Origin of the sequence: Bacteroides sp. D20 (genome assembly GCF_003436255.1) — a bacterium.
Lineage (GTDB): Bacteria > Bacteroidota > Bacteroidia > Bacteroidales > Bacteroidaceae > Bacteroides > Bacteroides uniformis.
This window is the reverse complement of the sequence record NZ_QSOO01000010.1, coordinates 69,395-85,839: the sequence shown is the minus strand read 5'-3', so window position 1 is coordinate 85,839 and position 16,445 is coordinate 69,395. Positions and strand designations below refer to the sequence as shown.

12 protein-coding genes are annotated in these 16,445 nt (G+C 46.0%); 5 read left to right on the top strand and 7 right to left on the bottom strand.

The genetic code is table 11. The features are described from left to right. The first annotated feature begins 140 nt into the window (after positions 1-140). Complete coding sequence (gene serS, locus DXD78_RS11945; RefSeq protein ID WP_005828896.1) at positions 141-1,415, top strand: serine--tRNA ligase; 1,275 nt, start codon at positions 141-143, stop codon at positions 1,413-1,415. A gap of 147 nt (positions 1,416-1,562) precedes the next feature. On the opposite strand, the gene DXD78_RS11940 is transcribed toward serS, so the two are convergent. Genes DXD78_RS11940 through DXD78_RS11930 form a run of 3 tightly spaced genes read right to left on the bottom strand, consistent with a single transcriptional unit; the run spans position 1,563 to position 5,420 of the window. After that, the gene (locus DXD78_RS11940; protein WP_005828898.1) at positions 1,563-2,264 is read right to left on the bottom strand and encodes a LytTR family DNA-binding domain-containing protein; all 702 of its coding nucleotides are present in this window, start codon (positions 2,262-2,264) and stop codon (positions 1,563-1,565) included. Position 2,265: 1 nt separating this feature from the next. Further along, the gene (locus DXD78_RS11935; protein WP_009037054.1) at positions 2,266-3,279 is read right to left on the bottom strand and encodes a sensor histidine kinase; all 1,014 of its coding nucleotides are present in this window, start codon (positions 3,277-3,279) and stop codon (positions 2,266-2,268) included. A gap of 5 nt (positions 3,280-3,284) precedes the next feature. Beyond that, positions 3,285-5,420 carry a TonB-dependent receptor domain-containing protein gene (locus DXD78_RS11930; RefSeq protein WP_034528795.1) on the bottom strand — a complete coding sequence of 712 codons (2,136 nt, stop codon included), beginning with the start codon at positions 5,418-5,420 and terminating at the stop codon, positions 3,285-3,287. 196 nt (positions 5,421-5,616) lie between these two features. Here DXD78_RS11930 and DXD78_RS11925 point away from each other — a divergent pair, with 196 nt between their 5' ends. Both DXD78_RS11925 and DXD78_RS11920 read left to right on the top strand, forming a co-directional pair. Then, positions 5,617-7,917 carry a bifunctional dihydroorotate dehydrogenase B NAD binding subunit/NADPH-dependent glutamate synthase gene (locus DXD78_RS11925; protein WP_009037056.1) on the top strand — a complete coding sequence of 767 codons (2,301 nt, stop codon included), beginning with the start codon at positions 5,617-5,619 and terminating at the stop codon, positions 7,915-7,917. 107 nt (positions 7,918-8,024) lie between these two features. Beyond that, positions 8,025-9,671 (top strand): S41 family peptidase, encoded by a 1,647-nt coding sequence (locus DXD78_RS11920; protein ID WP_009037057.1) that lies wholly within the window; start codon positions 8,025-8,027, stop codon positions 9,669-9,671. Positions 9,672-9,734: 63 nt separating this feature from the next. On the opposite strand, the gene panD is transcribed toward DXD78_RS11920, so the two are convergent. Next, positions 9,735-10,088 (bottom strand): aspartate 1-decarboxylase, encoded by a 354-nt coding sequence (gene panD, locus DXD78_RS11915; RefSeq protein WP_005823568.1) that lies wholly within the window; start codon positions 10,086-10,088, stop codon positions 9,735-9,737. A 32-nt stretch (positions 10,089-10,120) separates the two neighbouring features. Further along, entirely contained in the window at positions 10,121-10,978 is an 858-nt protein-coding gene (gene panC, locus DXD78_RS11910; RefSeq protein WP_009037058.1) for a pantoate--beta-alanine ligase, read from the bottom strand. Between the two features lie 246 nt (positions 10,979-11,224). Here panC and DXD78_RS11905 point away from each other — a divergent pair, with 246 nt between their 5' ends. Together DXD78_RS11905 and DXD78_RS11900 are read left to right on the top strand one after the other, a co-directional pair. Then, the gene (locus DXD78_RS11905; RefSeq protein WP_009037059.1) at positions 11,225-12,049 is read left to right on the top strand and encodes a glycogen/starch synthase; all 825 of its coding nucleotides are present in this window, start codon (positions 11,225-11,227) and stop codon (positions 12,047-12,049) included. A 23-nt stretch (positions 12,050-12,072) separates the two neighbouring features. Next, positions 12,073-13,656, top strand: a complete 1,584-nt coding sequence (locus DXD78_RS11900; protein WP_005835469.1) for a DUF4270 domain-containing protein — start codon at positions 12,073-12,075, stop codon at positions 13,654-13,656. Between the two features lie 80 nt (positions 13,657-13,736). Here DXD78_RS11900 and DXD78_RS11895 read toward each other — a convergent pair whose 3' ends face one another. Next, complete coding sequence (locus tag DXD78_RS11895; RefSeq protein ID WP_005823576.1) at positions 13,737-15,152, bottom strand: glycoside hydrolase family 57 protein; 1,416 nt, start codon at positions 15,150-15,152, stop codon at positions 13,737-13,739. 17 nt (positions 15,153-15,169) lie between these two features. After that, positions 15,170-16,438, bottom strand: coding sequence for a glycosyltransferase family 4 protein (locus tag DXD78_RS11890; RefSeq protein ID WP_005823578.1), 1,269 nt, complete (start codon positions 16,436-16,438; stop codon positions 15,170-15,172). Between the last annotated feature and the right edge of the window lie 7 nt (positions 16,439-16,445).

Genomic DNA, 16,445 nt, shown 5'->3' with positions numbered 1-16,445 from the left:
TTTCCGAACAAGAAATAAGGAAAAGGGATGCAATCCGAATAGGTTGCATCCCTTTCTTTTATGTCAAAAGCAACACTTTATTTGTTTTTTCCATATCTTTGCACTCACAAAACCGAATAACATAAAAACAAGTATAAGATATGCTTACCATCAAACAAATTACAGAAAACACCGACGCGGTTCTCCGCGGACTGGAAAAGAAGCACTTCAAGAATGCAAAAGAAACCATTGCACAAGTGCTGGACTTCAATGACAAAAGAAAAGCCAATCAAACCATCCTAGATAAAAACCTGGCAGAAGCCAACTCACTCTCCAAATCCATCGGACAACTGATGAAGGAGGGCAAGAAAGAAGAAGCAGAAGCCGCCAAAAGCCGCGTGGCCGAGCTGAAAGAAGTCAACAAGGACTTGCAAGCCAATATGGACCAGGCTGCCAACGATTTGCAGACTTTGCTTTATACCATCCCCAACGTTCCCTACGACAGCGTGCCTGAAGGCGTAGGTGCCGACGACAATGTAGTAGAGAAAATAGGTGGTATGGAAACCGAGCTGCCCAAAGACGCCCTGCCCCACTGGGAACTGGCCAAGAAATATGACTTGATAGACTTTGACCTGGGTGTCAAGATTACCGGTGCCGGCTTCCCCGTATACAAAGGCAAAGGCGCACAACTGCAACGCGCACTCATCAACTTCTTCCTGGACGAAGCACGCAAATCCGGCTATACGGAAATAATGCCGCCCACAGTGGTGAACGCCGCTTCCGGCTACGGCACGGGACAGCTGCCTGACAAGGAAGGGCAAATGTATCATTGCGAAGTGGACGACCTCTACTTGATTCCTACCGCCGAAGTCCCCGTAACCAACATCTACCGTGATGTGATTCTGGACGAAAAGCAGTTGCCCATCAAGAACTGTGCATACACACAATGTTTCCGCCGTGAAGCCGGTTCATACGGGAAAGACGTACGTGGCTTGAACCGCCTGCACGAATTCTCCAAAGTGGAACTGGTACGCATCGACAAACCGGAACACAGCAAACAATCCCACCAGGAGATGTTGGACCACGTGGAAGGTTTGCTTCAAAAGCTGGAACTCCCCTACCGCATCCTGCGCCTTTGCGGTGGCGATATGAGCTTCACGGCTGCCCTCTGTTTTGACTTTGAGGTGTATTCCGAAGCACAGAAACGCTGGCTGGAAGTAAGTTCCGTCTCTAATTTTGACACTTATCAAGCCAACCGTCTGAAATGCCGCTACCGTACGGCAGAAAAGAAAACAGAGCTTTGCCATACGCTGAACGGTTCCGCACTCGCTCTGCCACGCATTGTTGCCGCCTTGCTGGAAAACAACCAGACTCCAGAAGGAATCCGCATACCAAAGGCATTGGTTCCGTATACGGGATTTGAAATAATAGACTAAGGCCATAATAGTCACGTGCAGCAATACGCCTTTGACACTTTCTTTCGGGCACGAATTACATGAATTTCACAGTTGCGGTTAGCAAAAAACGTGAAATCCATGTAATTCGTGCCCGGAGTTTTATCATGACAAGCTTCTCCTGCGCAACTACAAAGTATTCTTCAAAATACGTGCAAACACCTCCTCGCGGAAATTACGTGCCACCGGAACAGTATGCCTCCCAACTATAATCCGATTGCCATCTATCATCTCAATCTTTTCCAAATTTATCAGATATGATTTATGGACTTGCTGAAATACTCCACCAGGAAGAGCCTCTATCATACGCTTCATGGTAGAACGTACAAGCAGCTTTGTGCTTTCCGTATAAATACAGACGTAATTTTCCAGCCCCTCCACCACCAGAATATCCTTAAACAACACCTTATGCATCTGACGGTCTGAACGGACAAATATAAAATTATTAGCTTCATCCGGCCATTTCTCCTGCTGCAAAAGACCATGTACTTTATTCACCGCTTTCAGGAACCGGTCAAACGAAATCGGTTTCAACAGATAGTCCGTAACATCAAGTTCATAACCTTTCAATGCATACTGCTCATAAGCGGAAGTGATAATCACATGAGGCGGATGGGCAAGAGATGCCAAGAGTTCAAGCCCCGAAAGATAAGGCATTTCAATATCCAGAAACAACAAGTCCGGCTGCTCAGTCTGCAAAAGAGTGTTCAACTGCATAGTATCTTCACATACACCCATTAAAGAAAGGAAATCCACCTTTTCCACATAGCGTTGCAATCCTTCACATGCAGTAGGCTCGTCATCGGTTATTACACATTTTACCTGTTTCATCCTATAATTCTATCACAAGTTTTACTCTAAACAAAGTATCTCCTCTATTTATGTCCAGCGTATGACGCTCCGGATATAGCAGCTCCAGCCTGCGCCTCAGATTTTCTATGCCGATTCCATGTTTTCCTTTCTGGTGCACTAATGGTTCCGGTATAGAATTTTCAATACTAAAACACAACTTGCCTTCTTTCAGACACATATCCATAGCTATAAAATAGTTCCCTCCCACATATTTGAAAGCATTCTCCACCAACGGTACAAACAACAATGGATAAATCTCAACCTGCGCCTCCATTTCATCGAAATGCACCTGCAACTGCAGCCGCTTCGTAGCACGAAGTTTACATAGGCTGATGTATTGTTTCAGATATTCCACTTCCACACGAACTTGCACTTTCTCCCCGTCATTGTATAATTGGTAACGAAGCAAATCGGACAATTGCTCAAGAGTATGCCGTGGAGCCTCATTATTCTCATCTATCTGAAAATAAACCGTATTGAGTACATTAAAAAGAAAGTGTGGATGATATTGTGCTTTAAGGAATTTCAGCTCTGTCTGGAGCTGGTCATTTTTTATCTTCTCCAATTGCAGGCGTTGAGCTTCGTTTTCCTTCTGTATCATCTGATTACGCAAGAATATATAGAAGAAGCCGCCAAGCAACATACTGACTATGGCGGGAATAGGCACATCGTATAAATCAAGACTTACCCCCATCAAAAAGCGGATAACCCACATCGTCAGAAGACACCAGACGGGAGCTGTCAGGACAACCACCCCGTATTCCTGCCACCACACCAACTTCCGCTTCCGGCACAAACAAAGCCAATACTTCAATAGAAAAAAGATAGGGTAAGACATGAAGAGTACCACAAGCATATCCTTCAACATGAAATTCCACTCATTACTTTCCCAATAGTATTCATGTTTCGGAATATCATTCGCCACACGAATACATAGAAAAAGAATCACGGCAAATAATGCCGGCATCAGCCATTTGTTCCACAGTCTGCCCATAGTAGTTACAAATTTACTCTTTTTGTTTCATCTATTTCTTTTTTCCTTCTGCTTTCTTTTGTATCGCTGCCTTTTTGAAAACGCCAAGAGAAAGCAATACCCAGCACACGTTTGTTGTGCCGTTCGTCAACAAACGCCTGCACACCGGGAGATTGAATATCTACTTTTTGATAATTGGTGTTGAATACATCCTTGGCAAACAAGGTAACGGTGCATCTGTTACGGAACATCTTCTTTTGGATGCCGACATTCACTTCCAGCGCCGGATGTACTGTGGCTTGTCCGTAGGCCATTCGTCCATTATAATTTGCCGAAAGTTCGGCCGACCATACGGAAGTGAAAGCAAACTGGTTCATGCAGCCGAATATCGGGGTAAACATACGGTTTTTCATTTTCTGCCCTTGCTCCGTCCAACCATAATTATTATAAATACCGATAGCGGTCAGATTCACCTTCCAAAAAGAAACAGGTGAGAGGTTGGCGGCATGTACACGCATACCCGTCTGTACATAGGAAGACAGATTCTGGGGCATTACATAGATACGCCGCCCCTCCTGTTCGCGATAGCTCTTCATGATAGCATCATCTGTATGCGAGAAAAAGAGCACTGTCTGAAACCAGTCACGATACACATACCCCAACTCTATATTATCAGAGAAAGAAGGATGCAGCTTCGTATTTCCCCCTTCATGGGTATAGTCATCAAATATATAGGTAAAAGGATTCAAATCACCATAATTGGGGCGGGTAATACGCCTGCCATACGAAAGCTGAAACAGATGTTCCGAAGTCAAACCGTATTGCAAAGCAATAGTAGGAAACAAATGGAAGTAATTCGTTGTAAACGAAGAGTCTTTCTGTTGTGTATTTCCTCCAAAATCCCCGTGTACATGGGTATGTTCCAACCTTAGACCCGCTGAGATTTTCAAGCGGTCTTTCTCATAGCCGACTTGTAGATAAGAGGCATTGATATTCTCATCATATACGAATCGGGAACCAAGTGCCCCGTCCGGCAGCCAGCCGGAAACCGACGGACGCATATAACCTGCCGTATTGTCTATCGTAACAAATGAGGTTTTGACTCCGGCCTGTAACTTCCAAACCTCACTCAATGGATAAACCGCATCTATCTGTCCGACATATAAGTCGGTATTTCCCTTCATATCCCCTTTCAATGTATCGGGCTTAAAACTATCCATCAACTGGTTTCCAACACGGTAGTAATGGAAATAATCAAAAGAAGCGCTGAGTTCTCCCCCTTCTCTTTTCAGCTTGTGCACCATACTGGTTCCGGCAGAAACATTATTCCGGTTTTGCTCCGCATGGCTGTAAGTATTTCCCGCAACTCCGGTTTCTCGGATTTCCGTAAACATGCCTGCATTTTCCCTTTGCCGGGAAAAGTTTCCACCCAATGAGACTCCCCAAACTGTCCGCTCATTGAGATAATAATCACATCCGGTACGAAAATAGTGCGAATAATTCCTACGCTTCCGGTAAGAGTCCTGCATCATCCTTCCTCCATCCCGTTCGAACGCACGGTCGATAAACAAGTCTATGACATCCTTCCCCTGATAATACGAATAGTTCAAATAAAGATTGAACTTATTCTCCCGGATATTCATGGAGGCACCTCCATAACCGCTACCCGTCCGTCCAAGACTGCCATTGCCGTTCAAGGCCAGATTCACACCGCGCAGTCTGATTTTTCTTGTACGGATATCAATCAACCCGGAGCTTCCCGCCGCATCGTGGCGTGCGGAAGGCTGGGTTATCAAGTCTATCTTATCAGCATTAGTTGCAGGAGTAGATTTCAACAGACTCATCAATTCATCTCCCGAAAGATAAGTAGGCTTGCCATCCATCAGAATCGTCGCACCGCTTTGTCCGTTCAGCAAGATATTACCATTGGAATCTATCACGACTCCCGGCAGGGAAGCAAGAACATCATAAAGACTTCCCGTACTTTGAGTGACTGACGCATCCATCCGGTAACTTGTTTTACCGGCAGATATTTCTACCAACGGGAGTTTAGCAGTTACCATAATTTCTTCCAAACGCTGGTCGGCAATCGTATCCTGCTGCGACCAAACCACCAAAGGCATACTCAATAAAATTGCCCCTAAAAAAACATTTCGATACATACTCTTCCTCATTTTTTATTTCAAAAGTAGGCAGGCTGTAGAAAGTGAACAAATTATAGTGACAAAGGAATGTTATCCAGTGACAACATGCAGTTTTACCCTATTCTTCTTTTGATATTACCAAATAACCCCTATCTTTGCAAAATCTATCAATCTGACAGTAATTGCGTAATTACACCAACAAAATTATTAGATAATGAATAAAATCATTAGCAAAGAACACTTTTCTGAAAAGGTCTTTAAGTTAGTCATTGAAGCACCATTGATTGCCAAATCACGTAAGGCAGGGCACTTTGTCATTGTACGTGTGGGCGAAAAAGGCGAACGTATGCCGCTTACCATTGCGGAAGCCGACCCGGTAAAGGGAACCATCACACTGGTGGTTCAGGAAGTCGGGCTCTCCTCTACCCGTCTTTGCGAACTGAACGAAGGCGATTATATTACGGATGTTGTCGGCCCGTTGGGACAAGCTACGCACATTGACAACTTCGGTACTGTGGTCTGTGCCGGAGGTGGTGTAGGCGTAGCTCCCATGCTCCCTATCGTGCAAGCGCTGAAAGCTGCCGGCAACCGCGTCATCACCGTACTGGCAGGACGTACCAAAGAACTGATCATCCTTGAAAAGGAGATGCGCGAAAGCTCCGACGAAGTCATTATCATGACCGACGACGGTTCCTACGGACGAAAAGGTCTGGTGACGGAAGGCGTAGAAGAAGTCATCAAGCGCGAGAAGGTGAACAAGTGTTTCGCCATCGGCCCCGCCATCATGATGAAATTTGTTTGTTTGCTGACAAAGAAATACGAAATCCCCACGGATGTATCCCTGAATACGATTATGGTTGACGGTACCGGCATGTGTGGCGCCTGCCGAATCACCATCGGAGGAAAGACCAAATTTGTATGTGTGGACGGCCCTGAGTTCGACGGACATCAAGTGGACTTCGACGAGATGCTGAAGCGTATGGGCGCTTTTAAAAACATCGAACGCGAGGAGATGCACAAGCTGGAAGAACCTCAGACCTGCCAAGCTACCGGTGAAAACATGGAAGATGAGAAAAGCCGTAATGCTGCATGGCGCCAGGAGTTACGCAAATCCATGAAAGCCAAAGAACGGACTGCCATTCCACGCGTGGAGATGAACGAGCTCGATGCAGAATACCGCTCGCACAGCCGCAAGGAGGAAGTCAACCAAGGGTTAACGAAAGAACAAGCGCTGACAGAGGCCAAACGTTGCTTGGACTGCGCCAACCCCGGATGTACGGAAGGTTGTCCGGTAGGTATCGACATCCCCCGCTTCATCAAGAACATTGAGCGCGGTGAATTCCTCGAAGCAGCCAAGACACTGAAAGAAACCAGTGCACTGCCTGCCGTCTGCGGTCGCGTCTGCCCGCAGGAGAAACAGTGCGAATCCAAATGTATCCATCTGAAAATGAACGAAAAGCCGGTAGCCATCGGCTATCTGGAACGTTTTGCCGCTGACTACGAACGGGAGAGCGGACAAATCTCCATACCTGAAATCAAGGAAAAGAACGGTATCAAAGTAGCTGTCATCGGTTCGGGTCCCGCCGGTCTGTCATTTGCCGGAGATATGGCGAAGTATGGCTATGACGTGACTGTTTTCGAAGCACTGCACGAGATTGGTGGTGTATTGAAATATGGCATTCCTGAGTTCCGCCTGCCCAACAAAGTGGTGGATGTGGAAATTGACAACCTTGCCAAAATGGGAGTAGAATTCGTCAAGGACTGTATCATCGGCAAGACGCTCAGCGTGGAACAACTGGAAGAGGAAGGCTTCAAAGGCATATTCGTAGCTTCCGGTGCAGGACTGCCCAACTTTATGAACATCCCCGGCGAGAACTCCATCAATATCCTCTCGTCCAATGAATACCTGACCCGTGTCAATCTGATGGATGCCGCCAGTGAAGACTCCGATACTCCGGTTCCTTTCGGCAAATGCGTAGCCGTGATAGGTGGTGGAAATACAGCTATGGACTCCGTACGTACCGCACGCCGTCTCGGTGCAGAGCGTGCCATGATTATCTACCGTCGTTCGGAAGAAGAAATGCCGGCACGTATCGAGGAGGTGAAACATGCCAAGGAAGAAGGTGTAGAATTCCTGACCCTCCACAACCCAATCGAATACATTGCCGACGAACAAGGAAAAGTGAAACAAGTGGTGCTTCAGAAAATGGAACTGGGTGAACCGGATGCCAGCGGACGCCGCAGTCCCGTACCCATCCCCGGAGCCACGGGAACCATCGACATCGACCTTGCCATCGTCAGCGTAGGTGTATCTCCCAACCCGATTGTCCCAAGCTCCATCAAGGGATTGGAATTGGGCCGGAAGGGAACGATTGCCGTCAATGATAACATGCAGTCGTCCATCCCGACCATCTTTGCCGGAGGCGACATTGTCCGCGGAGGTGCCACCGTAATCCTTGCCATGGGAGACGGACGAAAGGCAGCAGCAGCGATGAATGAGCAGCTAAAAAAATAAGAATCTGTCATGAAAGGTGGAGACATACGAACTCCACCTTTTTTATTCTACTACAACCTCTCCCTCTACTTTCCCCTTCTAGCATACAATTTAAATATTTCAAGAATATGAAACGTATTTATCTATCCCTCCTTCCCTGTCTGGCTTCCCTATTGGCAAGCGCCCAAGAGCCCCTAAACGGGGATTCCCTTGCCTCAGACTTTCGGTATCTGGTAAAAGAACTGGCAGCAACCCATCCCGACCCTTACAGCGGCTTCGGAGGAAAAGTATTCTTCTACGAACAAGCTTTCCATCTGGAGAACGAGTTACGCCGGACTCCCGGTACGAAACAGACCTTTTTTGACAAGGTAAGCATTTTCCTATCCAATCTGCAAGACGGACATACCTACCTTTTACCTCCCACAGCCAATCAACAAGCAAATCAGCGTTACCTGGCACTGGAAGTACGCACCATCCCCGACGGCATTATACTTCAAGGAATCCCTGAAACGTACAAAGACTTGTTAGGTAGCCGTATCACAACCATCAACGGAGATTCTTTAGAAGAGGTACTGGCCCGCACTGCCGCTATCCAAGCCAGTGAAAACCTATATGACCGTTATGCCAATCTATGCAGGTCCATGCCTACGGAACATTTCTTGAGACAGCTTTTCCCTGAAATGAAAGACAACCTTCACCTCTCACTTCTTACTCCCGACGGCAAATCAAGAGGATTAACCCTTCCCTTATTGTCAAGGCAGGAAGTGCAAAACACACCCATGCAACACAATAACAGTTGGAAAGCTTATACAGACAAACAACTGGCCTATCAGTTCATAGACAACGACAAGCAAATAATGCTCATCAATATCAACAGTATCATGGCACGGGATAATTTTGAGTATATGCAAAAACAAGGGCTGAAAGATTTATACCGGCAAATAGGATTCTATTATCGGGATATCCTGAAACAAGAGATGCCCGCCGATACCCTGCTAGCCATTCGGCAACTCCCGTCCCTTTCCGAAGTTTTCGCCCATATGCTGAAAGAGATGAAGAAGGAAGCCTCCTCCACCCTCATCATAGATTTGCGCAACAATAGCGGTGGCTGGACTCCAATTGTCCTACCCACACTTTACCAACTGTTCGGCGACCACTTCCTGCAAACGGATATGGATATAGAATTCTATCGTATCATCTCTCCCCTCTACATGCAAAAACTACAGACAAACTTACAGGATTTCAACCAAGCATACGGAACAGACTATGCCTACGGTGACTACACTTTTAGTACGGACGAAGCAGACACCACAAACATAGAACAGCGACGGACCGACTTCATCAAGAACTGTATATCCAGTGTGCCGGAAGAACTGAGAAAGCAACAAGGAAAGGCGCTCTATACTCCGGAACACATTTACGTCATTACCAACGAACGTACCTTCAGTGCAGCTTTCCACTACACTTTCTATCTGTGGAAAATGGGTGCTACCCTTGTAGGAATACCCAGCGGACAAGCCCCCAATACCTACATGGAACAAACCTTATTCCGGCTACCCTATACCGGTATGCAAGGCTCTATCTCCAACTCCATACAAATATGCTTTCCGGGCAAAGACCGGTGTGCCCACACACTTTATCCAGACTTGATGCCCACCTATCAGGATTACCAAAGATATAATTTCGATGTCCAAACTGAGATTCTGTATTTACTCGACAAGATTAAATCGGCTCCTCATTCTCATACGAACCCTGCGGAGAAGAATCAGAAGTAAAACAAAGCCCCGTTTACAAATAAATTGCAAACAGGGCTTTATTTCCATATTTCAATATGGAGACTACTTCACCACCTTGTTCGTTGCCGGGTCGGGGAAAATCACCGTCGGCTTGAACGACTTGGCTTCTTCAAAGTCCATCAGCGCGTAGGACATGATAATAACGATGTCATCAGGTTGCACCTTGCGGGCTGCCGCACCGTTCAGGCAAATTTTGCCAGAGCCACGCTCGCCTTTAATAATGTAGGTTTCAAAACGTTCACCGTTATTATTGTCGGCTATATACACCTTCTCGCCGGCAATCATGTTGGCGGCATCCATCAAATCTTCATCAATCGTAATGCTTCCCATATAGTTCAGGTTCGCTTCCGTGACGCGGGCACAATGGATTTTCGACTTCAACACTTCAATCATCATATCTTTATAAATTACGAATTACTAATTATAAATTACAAGGCAGCAGGCTCTTTGTACTTGATATTATCAATCAGACGAACTTCCCCACAGAATACTGTGATGCAACCCACAGCATAAGAAGTTTCCTCCCAATCGGTAATCTTCTGTAAGGTATTGCCATCCACCAGCTCAAAGTATTCCAAACGCAATCCGGGGGCGGCTGCGATGGTGTCTTCCACAAACTTCTGTGTCTCAGCTACCGTATGTGAAGCTCCAAAGGTACGACTTTCAAATAAAGTCTGCGAAATTTTCAGTGCATTTTTACGTTCTTCGGCAGATAAACGGGCATTGCGACTGCTCAGAGCCAACCCGTCTTCCTCACGCACAATCGGACACCCTACAATTTCCAAAGGATACTTCATCTGGCAGACCATCTCGCGAATAATTGCCAGCTGCTGGAAATCTTTCTCGCCGAAGTAGGCACGATCCGGCTGCACAGCATCAAACAGTTTGCTCACAATCTGGCAGACACCGTTAAAATGTTCCGGACGGAATGCCCCTTCCATCACTGTGTCCAGCGGCGCATAGCTGAAACGGCGGGTATCCGGTTCCGGATACATCTCTTCCACTGAAGGTGCAAAGACAAATGCCGCTCCACACTCCTCCAGCAAACGGCAATCAGCCTCCGGCGTACGGGGATATTTCACTAAATCATTCTTGTCATTAAACTGGGTCGGATTTACAAAAACGCTTACTACGGCAGCGTCGTTTTCTGCCACACAACGTTTCACCAATGAGGCATGACCGGCATGCAAGGCACCCATCGTTGGCACCAGACCTACCTTCTTTCCTTGGGCTCTCAAAGCCGAAAGTCCGGCCTGCAAGTCCTTGATAGTATGTACTATTTCCATTTTAATTGGTTATATAATAACTTGGTTGTTCGCAAAAGCGGTGCAAAATAAACCATTATTTAGCATATAAAGAAGAAATATCGCAAATTAATGCAAAACTCAGTACACTTTCCGGCAATTCCAGAAGCAGCTGTCTCACTGAATAACAAGCAGTTAACAATTCATAAGGAATTATAGACGGGCTCCGTTTGCTTTATTGCCCGATTTTTTTTATATCTTTGCAGAATAATTGAGAACATTGTTATTATGACAAAGGCGAACAAGGTTTTATTTATAACCCAAGAAATTACCCCTTACGTTTCAGAATCCGAAATGTCCCTCGTAGGCAGAAACCTACCTCAGGCTATTCAAGAAAAAGGCAGAGAAATCAGAACGTTTATGCCCAAATGGGGAAATATCAACGAACGCAGAAACCAGCTGCATGAGGTGATACGACTCTCCGGCATGAACCTCATCATTGACGATACCGATCACCCGCTCATCATCAAGGTTGCCTCTATCCAGTCTGCACGTATGCAAGTATACTTCATCGACAACGATGACTACTTCCAGAACCGCTTGCAGGTAACAGACGAAAATGGTGAAGAGTATGAAGACAATGATGCCCGTGCCATCTTCTATGCCCGCGGCGTACTGGAAACGGTGAAGAAACTGCGTTGGTGTCCCGACATCATCCACTGCCACGGCTGGATGACCGCTTTAGCGCCTCTGTACATCAAAAAAGTCTATAAAGACGAACCTTCCTTCAGAGATGCCAAGGTCATATTTTCCCTTTATGAAGATGACTTCAAACAACCTTTCCACGCAGACTTCTCTAACAAGCTATTGTTGAAAGGCATCGCCAAGAAAGATATTGCAGGATTGAAGGAACCCATTGACTACACAGCACTTTGCAAACTGGCTGCTGACTTCTCCGACGGCATTATCCAGCAAAGCGAACACGTCAATGAGGAAGTACTGAACTATGCCCGCGAATCCGGAAAACCGGTATTGGAATATCAATCTCCCGAGAACTTTGCTGAAGCCTGCAATGACTTCTACGACAAGGTATGGGAAACAGAACAAAAATAAAATCGATTTAGACAGTTAAAACTATGAAAGTAAGATACCTGGGAACATTGCTTTTGGCAGTCCTGACTTTCTTTGGATGCGATGACAACACCGGAACATTAGGTCTGGGTATGTTGCCCGATTCTGACGGCATGTCAGCGCATACTACTACTTTTAATGTAACAACACGTTCATTTGCCGTTGATTCTGTATTTGCCAAAACGAGTACCGGCTATATAGGCAAGTTTTCCGACCCGGAATTCGGTTATTACGAAACAAGTTTCCTTACGGAGCTGAACTGTACGGAAAACTTCTCCCTTCCGGAAGTGTATAAAGTGACCGAACGGGACAGTGAAGGAAATCCAATCAAGGCAACTGGTACAATGACTGCCGACTCGGTAGTTTCAGTGCAACTTGCAGTCTATTATTCCAGTTGGTTCGGCGACTCCCTGAATGCATGCCGGATGAGTATCTATGAATTGGACAAGAAGCTGGACAAAAATCGCTATACCAATATCAATCCGGAAGAGTACTACAACAAGTACGACCCCAAGTCCCTGCTCGGACGTAAGGCTTATTCAGCTTTCGATACGTCTGTTCCGGACTCTGTGAGATTTGAAAAAGACAATAACGGTTATTACACTTTCTATCCCAATGTGACGTTCCCATTGGACAAGAAAACTTTCGGCGAAGACAGAATATTGAAGGTTTATCGCGAGCATCCCGAATACTTTAAAGACGCCGCAACTTTCATAGACAAGATTTTCAAAGGAGTATATGTAAAGAGCGATTACGGAGATGGAACCATCCTCTATGTGGATTATGTGGCTTTAAATATGCAATTCCGTTTCCACCACGTAAATGATACTACCGGTGTAGCACTGAAGAAAAAAGATGGTACAGACTCTTTGTTCTATAGCATGCAGACTGTATTTGCCTCTACCAAAGAGGTTATCCAGGCAAACCAGTTCATGAATTCTGATTTGATAAAGGAAAAGGCTGCCGAACCCCAACACACTTATATCAAATCTCCTGCCGGTATCTTCACCGAAGCTATCATGCCATACGATTCAATATACAACAAACTGACCAATGACACCCTGAATGCCGTGAAGCTGACTTTCACGAATTACAATATAAACAGTGACTACGAATATAGCATGAGTGCTCCCAATGACGTGCTGTTGATACGTAAACAGGACTTGAAGAGCTTCTTTGAAGAGAACAAAGTCAGGGATAATATTACCTCATTTACAACCACCCACAATGCATTTGCTACTAATCAATATGTATTCAGCAACATAGCCCGTTTGGTTACCACTTGCATCAACGAAAAACAAGCTGCCAAGAAAGCCGCCAAAGACAAAGCCGGCAGTTCTTGGAATGAGACAGAGTGGGAGAAAACTTGGAACAAAGAAAATGAAGACTGGGATAAGGTATTGCTGATTCCGGTTTCCATTACCTATGACAACAGTACAAGTAGTAGCGGTAACAAAACCATGACCGGTATCCAAAACGACCTTAAGCCGGGATATGCCAAACTAAAAGGCGGCCCGAAAGAGAATGCAAAAGGTGAAGTGGAATCTCCGCTGAAAATAGAAGTTACATACACCAGTTTCAACAAGTAACTGACAGATATTCCATAAAAAAGCCTTCCACTCATTGTTGAGCGGAAGGCTTTTTTGATTGATGGGACAAGCTGCCGATATTATTCAGCAGCCTTTTTAGTTGTTTTCTTTGCGGCAGGCTTTTTGGCAGGAGCCTTGGTCTTTGCCGGTTTTTCTGCGGCAGATTTAGCTGTAGCCTTGCTCTCTTTCTTTTCTGCAGCCTTTATCTTCTCTAACTTGGCCTGTGCTTTCTCCAATTCCTTATGCAGTTCCTCTATCTCGGCACCTTGGTTCTGGATAGTGGTCAGCAATGCATTCAGCTCTTCATTATCTATATCCACCGGATAGAGAGAATCGACACGTTTGATAAAGTCACCAAGAATATTCATATAATTGGTAAAAGCATCAAAAGGAGATTCATAAATGCCACGGTTCAAACCGACACCGCTTTGCTTGGTAGTCATGAAACGGAAGTTGTTACTTGCCTGCAGATAATCCCAGTCTTGCTTGATACGGCGGTCATCACAGAGATGGACACGTTCGGCAACACTATACAGCTTGTTGAATGCTTCACGCTGCATCACATTACCCAGCCAACAGCTGGTATCTCTTTCTTCGTCCACCCAAGACATCGGGTATGGAACATCCAACTGGGAAACAGATTTCAGTTTGGTAACGATTTCCGTCGGTGTGGAGAAAGTAATCCCCTTTTCCTTGGCACAGTATGGAAGAGCCTTCAGGAATTCCAGAATATTGGAAGACAACGGCTGTGCCATACCCAGAGCAGAGAGTTCCATAAAGACATTGATGACCTGCTCTTCCTGCGGCAGAGCGTCAATCCAGTTGATGTACTTGTCGGCAAACAAAGGATACTCGTTCCACTCGGAGTTGGAGAAGCGCAGGCTGATGTCGTCAGACAGCTTAAAATCACGCAACAGTAACTTCAAGTTAGGATTCATAGAGCAATGGTATACATAGTGCGGACTCTTCCAACCCAGAACATGCTTGGCTCCTTCCGTCAGCATACCCTTGAATCCCAAAGCTGCCACCATCGCACCAATCTCATCATTATAAATCAGGCTGGAATTACGGAACACCTTCGGCGCCTTACCGAACATTTGCTTCATCTTAGCGCTCTGACGCATCACCTCTTCCTTGAAGCAATCCTCGTTGGCCAGAGAAGAAAGGCCATGGGAATAAGGCTCGGCAAGGAACTCACAGCAACCGGTATCATTCAGCTGGTGCAACAAGTCGATGACAGCCGGTGCATATATTTCCAACTGCTCCAGCGCAACCCCCGAGATGGAGAAAGCCACTTTAAACGCACCTCCGGAATTCTTCACCATTTCAATCAAGGTGTTCAATGCCGGGATATAAGAGCGTTCGGCTACATCATTGATACTGGTTTCATTGGCATAATCATCGTAGTAATAATGATCGGTACCTATATCAAAGAAACGGTAACGTTTCAGATGAATGATTTGATGTATTTCAAAATAAAGACAGATAGTTCTCATTTCTATTATTGTTTTTGTTATTTACCATAGTTTCTTAACACATCCTCGTAGAGGGCGCGGATTCTCAAGCCTACTTTTTCCCACGTGATTCCATCCACTTCTTTCCTGCCTTCCTCCTGCAGATATTGGAAGAGAGCGGGATTAGTGCAGAGGGAATAAATGGCATCGGCCATTGCATGAATGTCCCAATAATCGGTCTTAATGACCTTATCAAGAATTTCACCGCATCCCGACTGCTTGGAAATGATGGAAGGAGTCCCACACTGCATGGCTTCCAGCGGAGCGATACCGAAAGGCTCGGAAACGGAAGGCATAACGAATACATCACTGTTCTTGTAAACCTCATATACCTGCTTTCCCTTCATGAAGCCCGGGAAGTGGAACCGGTCGGCGATGCCCCGCTCGGCTGCCAGATTAATCATGGCATCCATCATATCTCCCGAACCGGCCATAACAAAGCGGATGTTGCGGGCACGCTGCAATACCAGCGAAGCTGCTTCCACAAAGTATTCCGGTCCCTTCTGCATGGTGATACGGCCCAGGAATGTCACAATCTTCTCTTTGGAATGGTCGGGACGTGGAATGTCCTGGTATTCCTGCGAGAGAGGATAGACGGCATTGTGCATGGCAAACACCTTCTTGGGGTTCTGATGGTACTGCTCAATAACCGTGCGGCGGGTCAGTTCGGACACGCACATGATGCAGTCGGCATAATCCATACCGTTCTTCTCCATAGAATAGACGGTAGGATTGACTTTTCCACGTGAACGGTCAAAGTCAGTAGCATGGACATGGATGCAGAGCGGCTTTCCGCTCACCATCTTGGCATGCACTCCGGCGGGATACGTCAGCCAGTCGTGGGCATGAATAATATCAAATTCCTGCTGGCGAGCCACTACTCCGGCAATCACCGAGAAGTTGTTTATCTCTTCGTGCAGGTTGCCGGGATAACCGCCGGCAAAGTCCATGCAGCCTATGTCATTGACGTGCATATAAGAGAAATCCGAATAGATATGGTCACGAAAAGAATAATAATCTTCCGGCGTCATGTTGCGCGTCAGCCTCGACTTCAAATAATTGTAATCGACATCACGCCACACGATAGGCACCTGGTTCATGCCCACTATCTTCAAGAAGTCCTCTTCTTCGCCCGTCGGCTTGGGCATGCAGAAAGTAGTTTCCACATCACCCTGCAAACTTAATCCCTTAGTTATTCCATAAGAAGCAACCGCAAGACCACCATATATTTTGGGAGGAAATTCCCATCCAAACATTAAAACTTTCATCTTCGTT

What these genes read in the sequence shown, in the direction of transcription:
- serS (WP_005828896.1), top strand. Translation starts at nt 141, where the DNA reads ATGCTTACCATCAAACAAATTACAGAAAACACCGACGCGGTTCTCCGC.
- DXD78_RS11940 (WP_005828898.1), bottom strand. Translation starts at nt 2,264, where the DNA reads ATGAAACAGGTAAAATGTGTAATAACCGATGACGAGCCTACTGCATGT.
- DXD78_RS11935 (WP_009037054.1), bottom strand. Translation starts at nt 3,279, where the DNA reads ATGGGCAGACTGTGGAACAAATGGCTGATGCCGGCATTATTTGCCGTG.
- DXD78_RS11930 (WP_034528795.1), bottom strand. Translation starts at nt 5,420, where the DNA reads ATGTATCGAAATGTTTTTTTAGGGGCAATTTTATTGAGTATGCCTTTG.
- DXD78_RS11925 (WP_009037056.1), top strand. Translation starts at nt 5,617, where the DNA reads ATGAATAAAATCATTAGCAAAGAACACTTTTCTGAAAAGGTCTTTAAG.
- DXD78_RS11920 (WP_009037057.1), top strand. Translation starts at nt 8,025, where the DNA reads ATGAAACGTATTTATCTATCCCTCCTTCCCTGTCTGGCTTCCCTATTG.
- panD (WP_005823568.1), bottom strand. Translation starts at nt 10,088, where the DNA reads ATGATGATTGAAGTGTTGAAGTCGAAAATCCATTGTGCCCGCGTCACG.
- panC (WP_009037058.1), bottom strand. Translation starts at nt 10,978, where the DNA reads ATGGAAATAGTACATACTATCAAGGACTTGCAGGCCGGACTTTCGGCT.
- DXD78_RS11905 (WP_009037059.1), top strand. Translation starts at nt 11,225, where the DNA reads ATGACAAAGGCGAACAAGGTTTTATTTATAACCCAAGAAATTACCCCT.
- DXD78_RS11900 (WP_005835469.1), top strand. Translation starts at nt 12,073, where the DNA reads ATGAAAGTAAGATACCTGGGAACATTGCTTTTGGCAGTCCTGACTTTC.
- DXD78_RS11895 (WP_005823576.1), bottom strand. Translation starts at nt 15,152, where the DNA reads ATGAGAACTATCTGTCTTTATTTTGAAATACATCAAATCATTCATCTG.
- DXD78_RS11890 (WP_005823578.1), bottom strand. Translation starts at nt 16,438, where the DNA reads ATGAAAGTTTTAATGTTTGGATGGGAATTTCCTCCCAAAATATATGGT.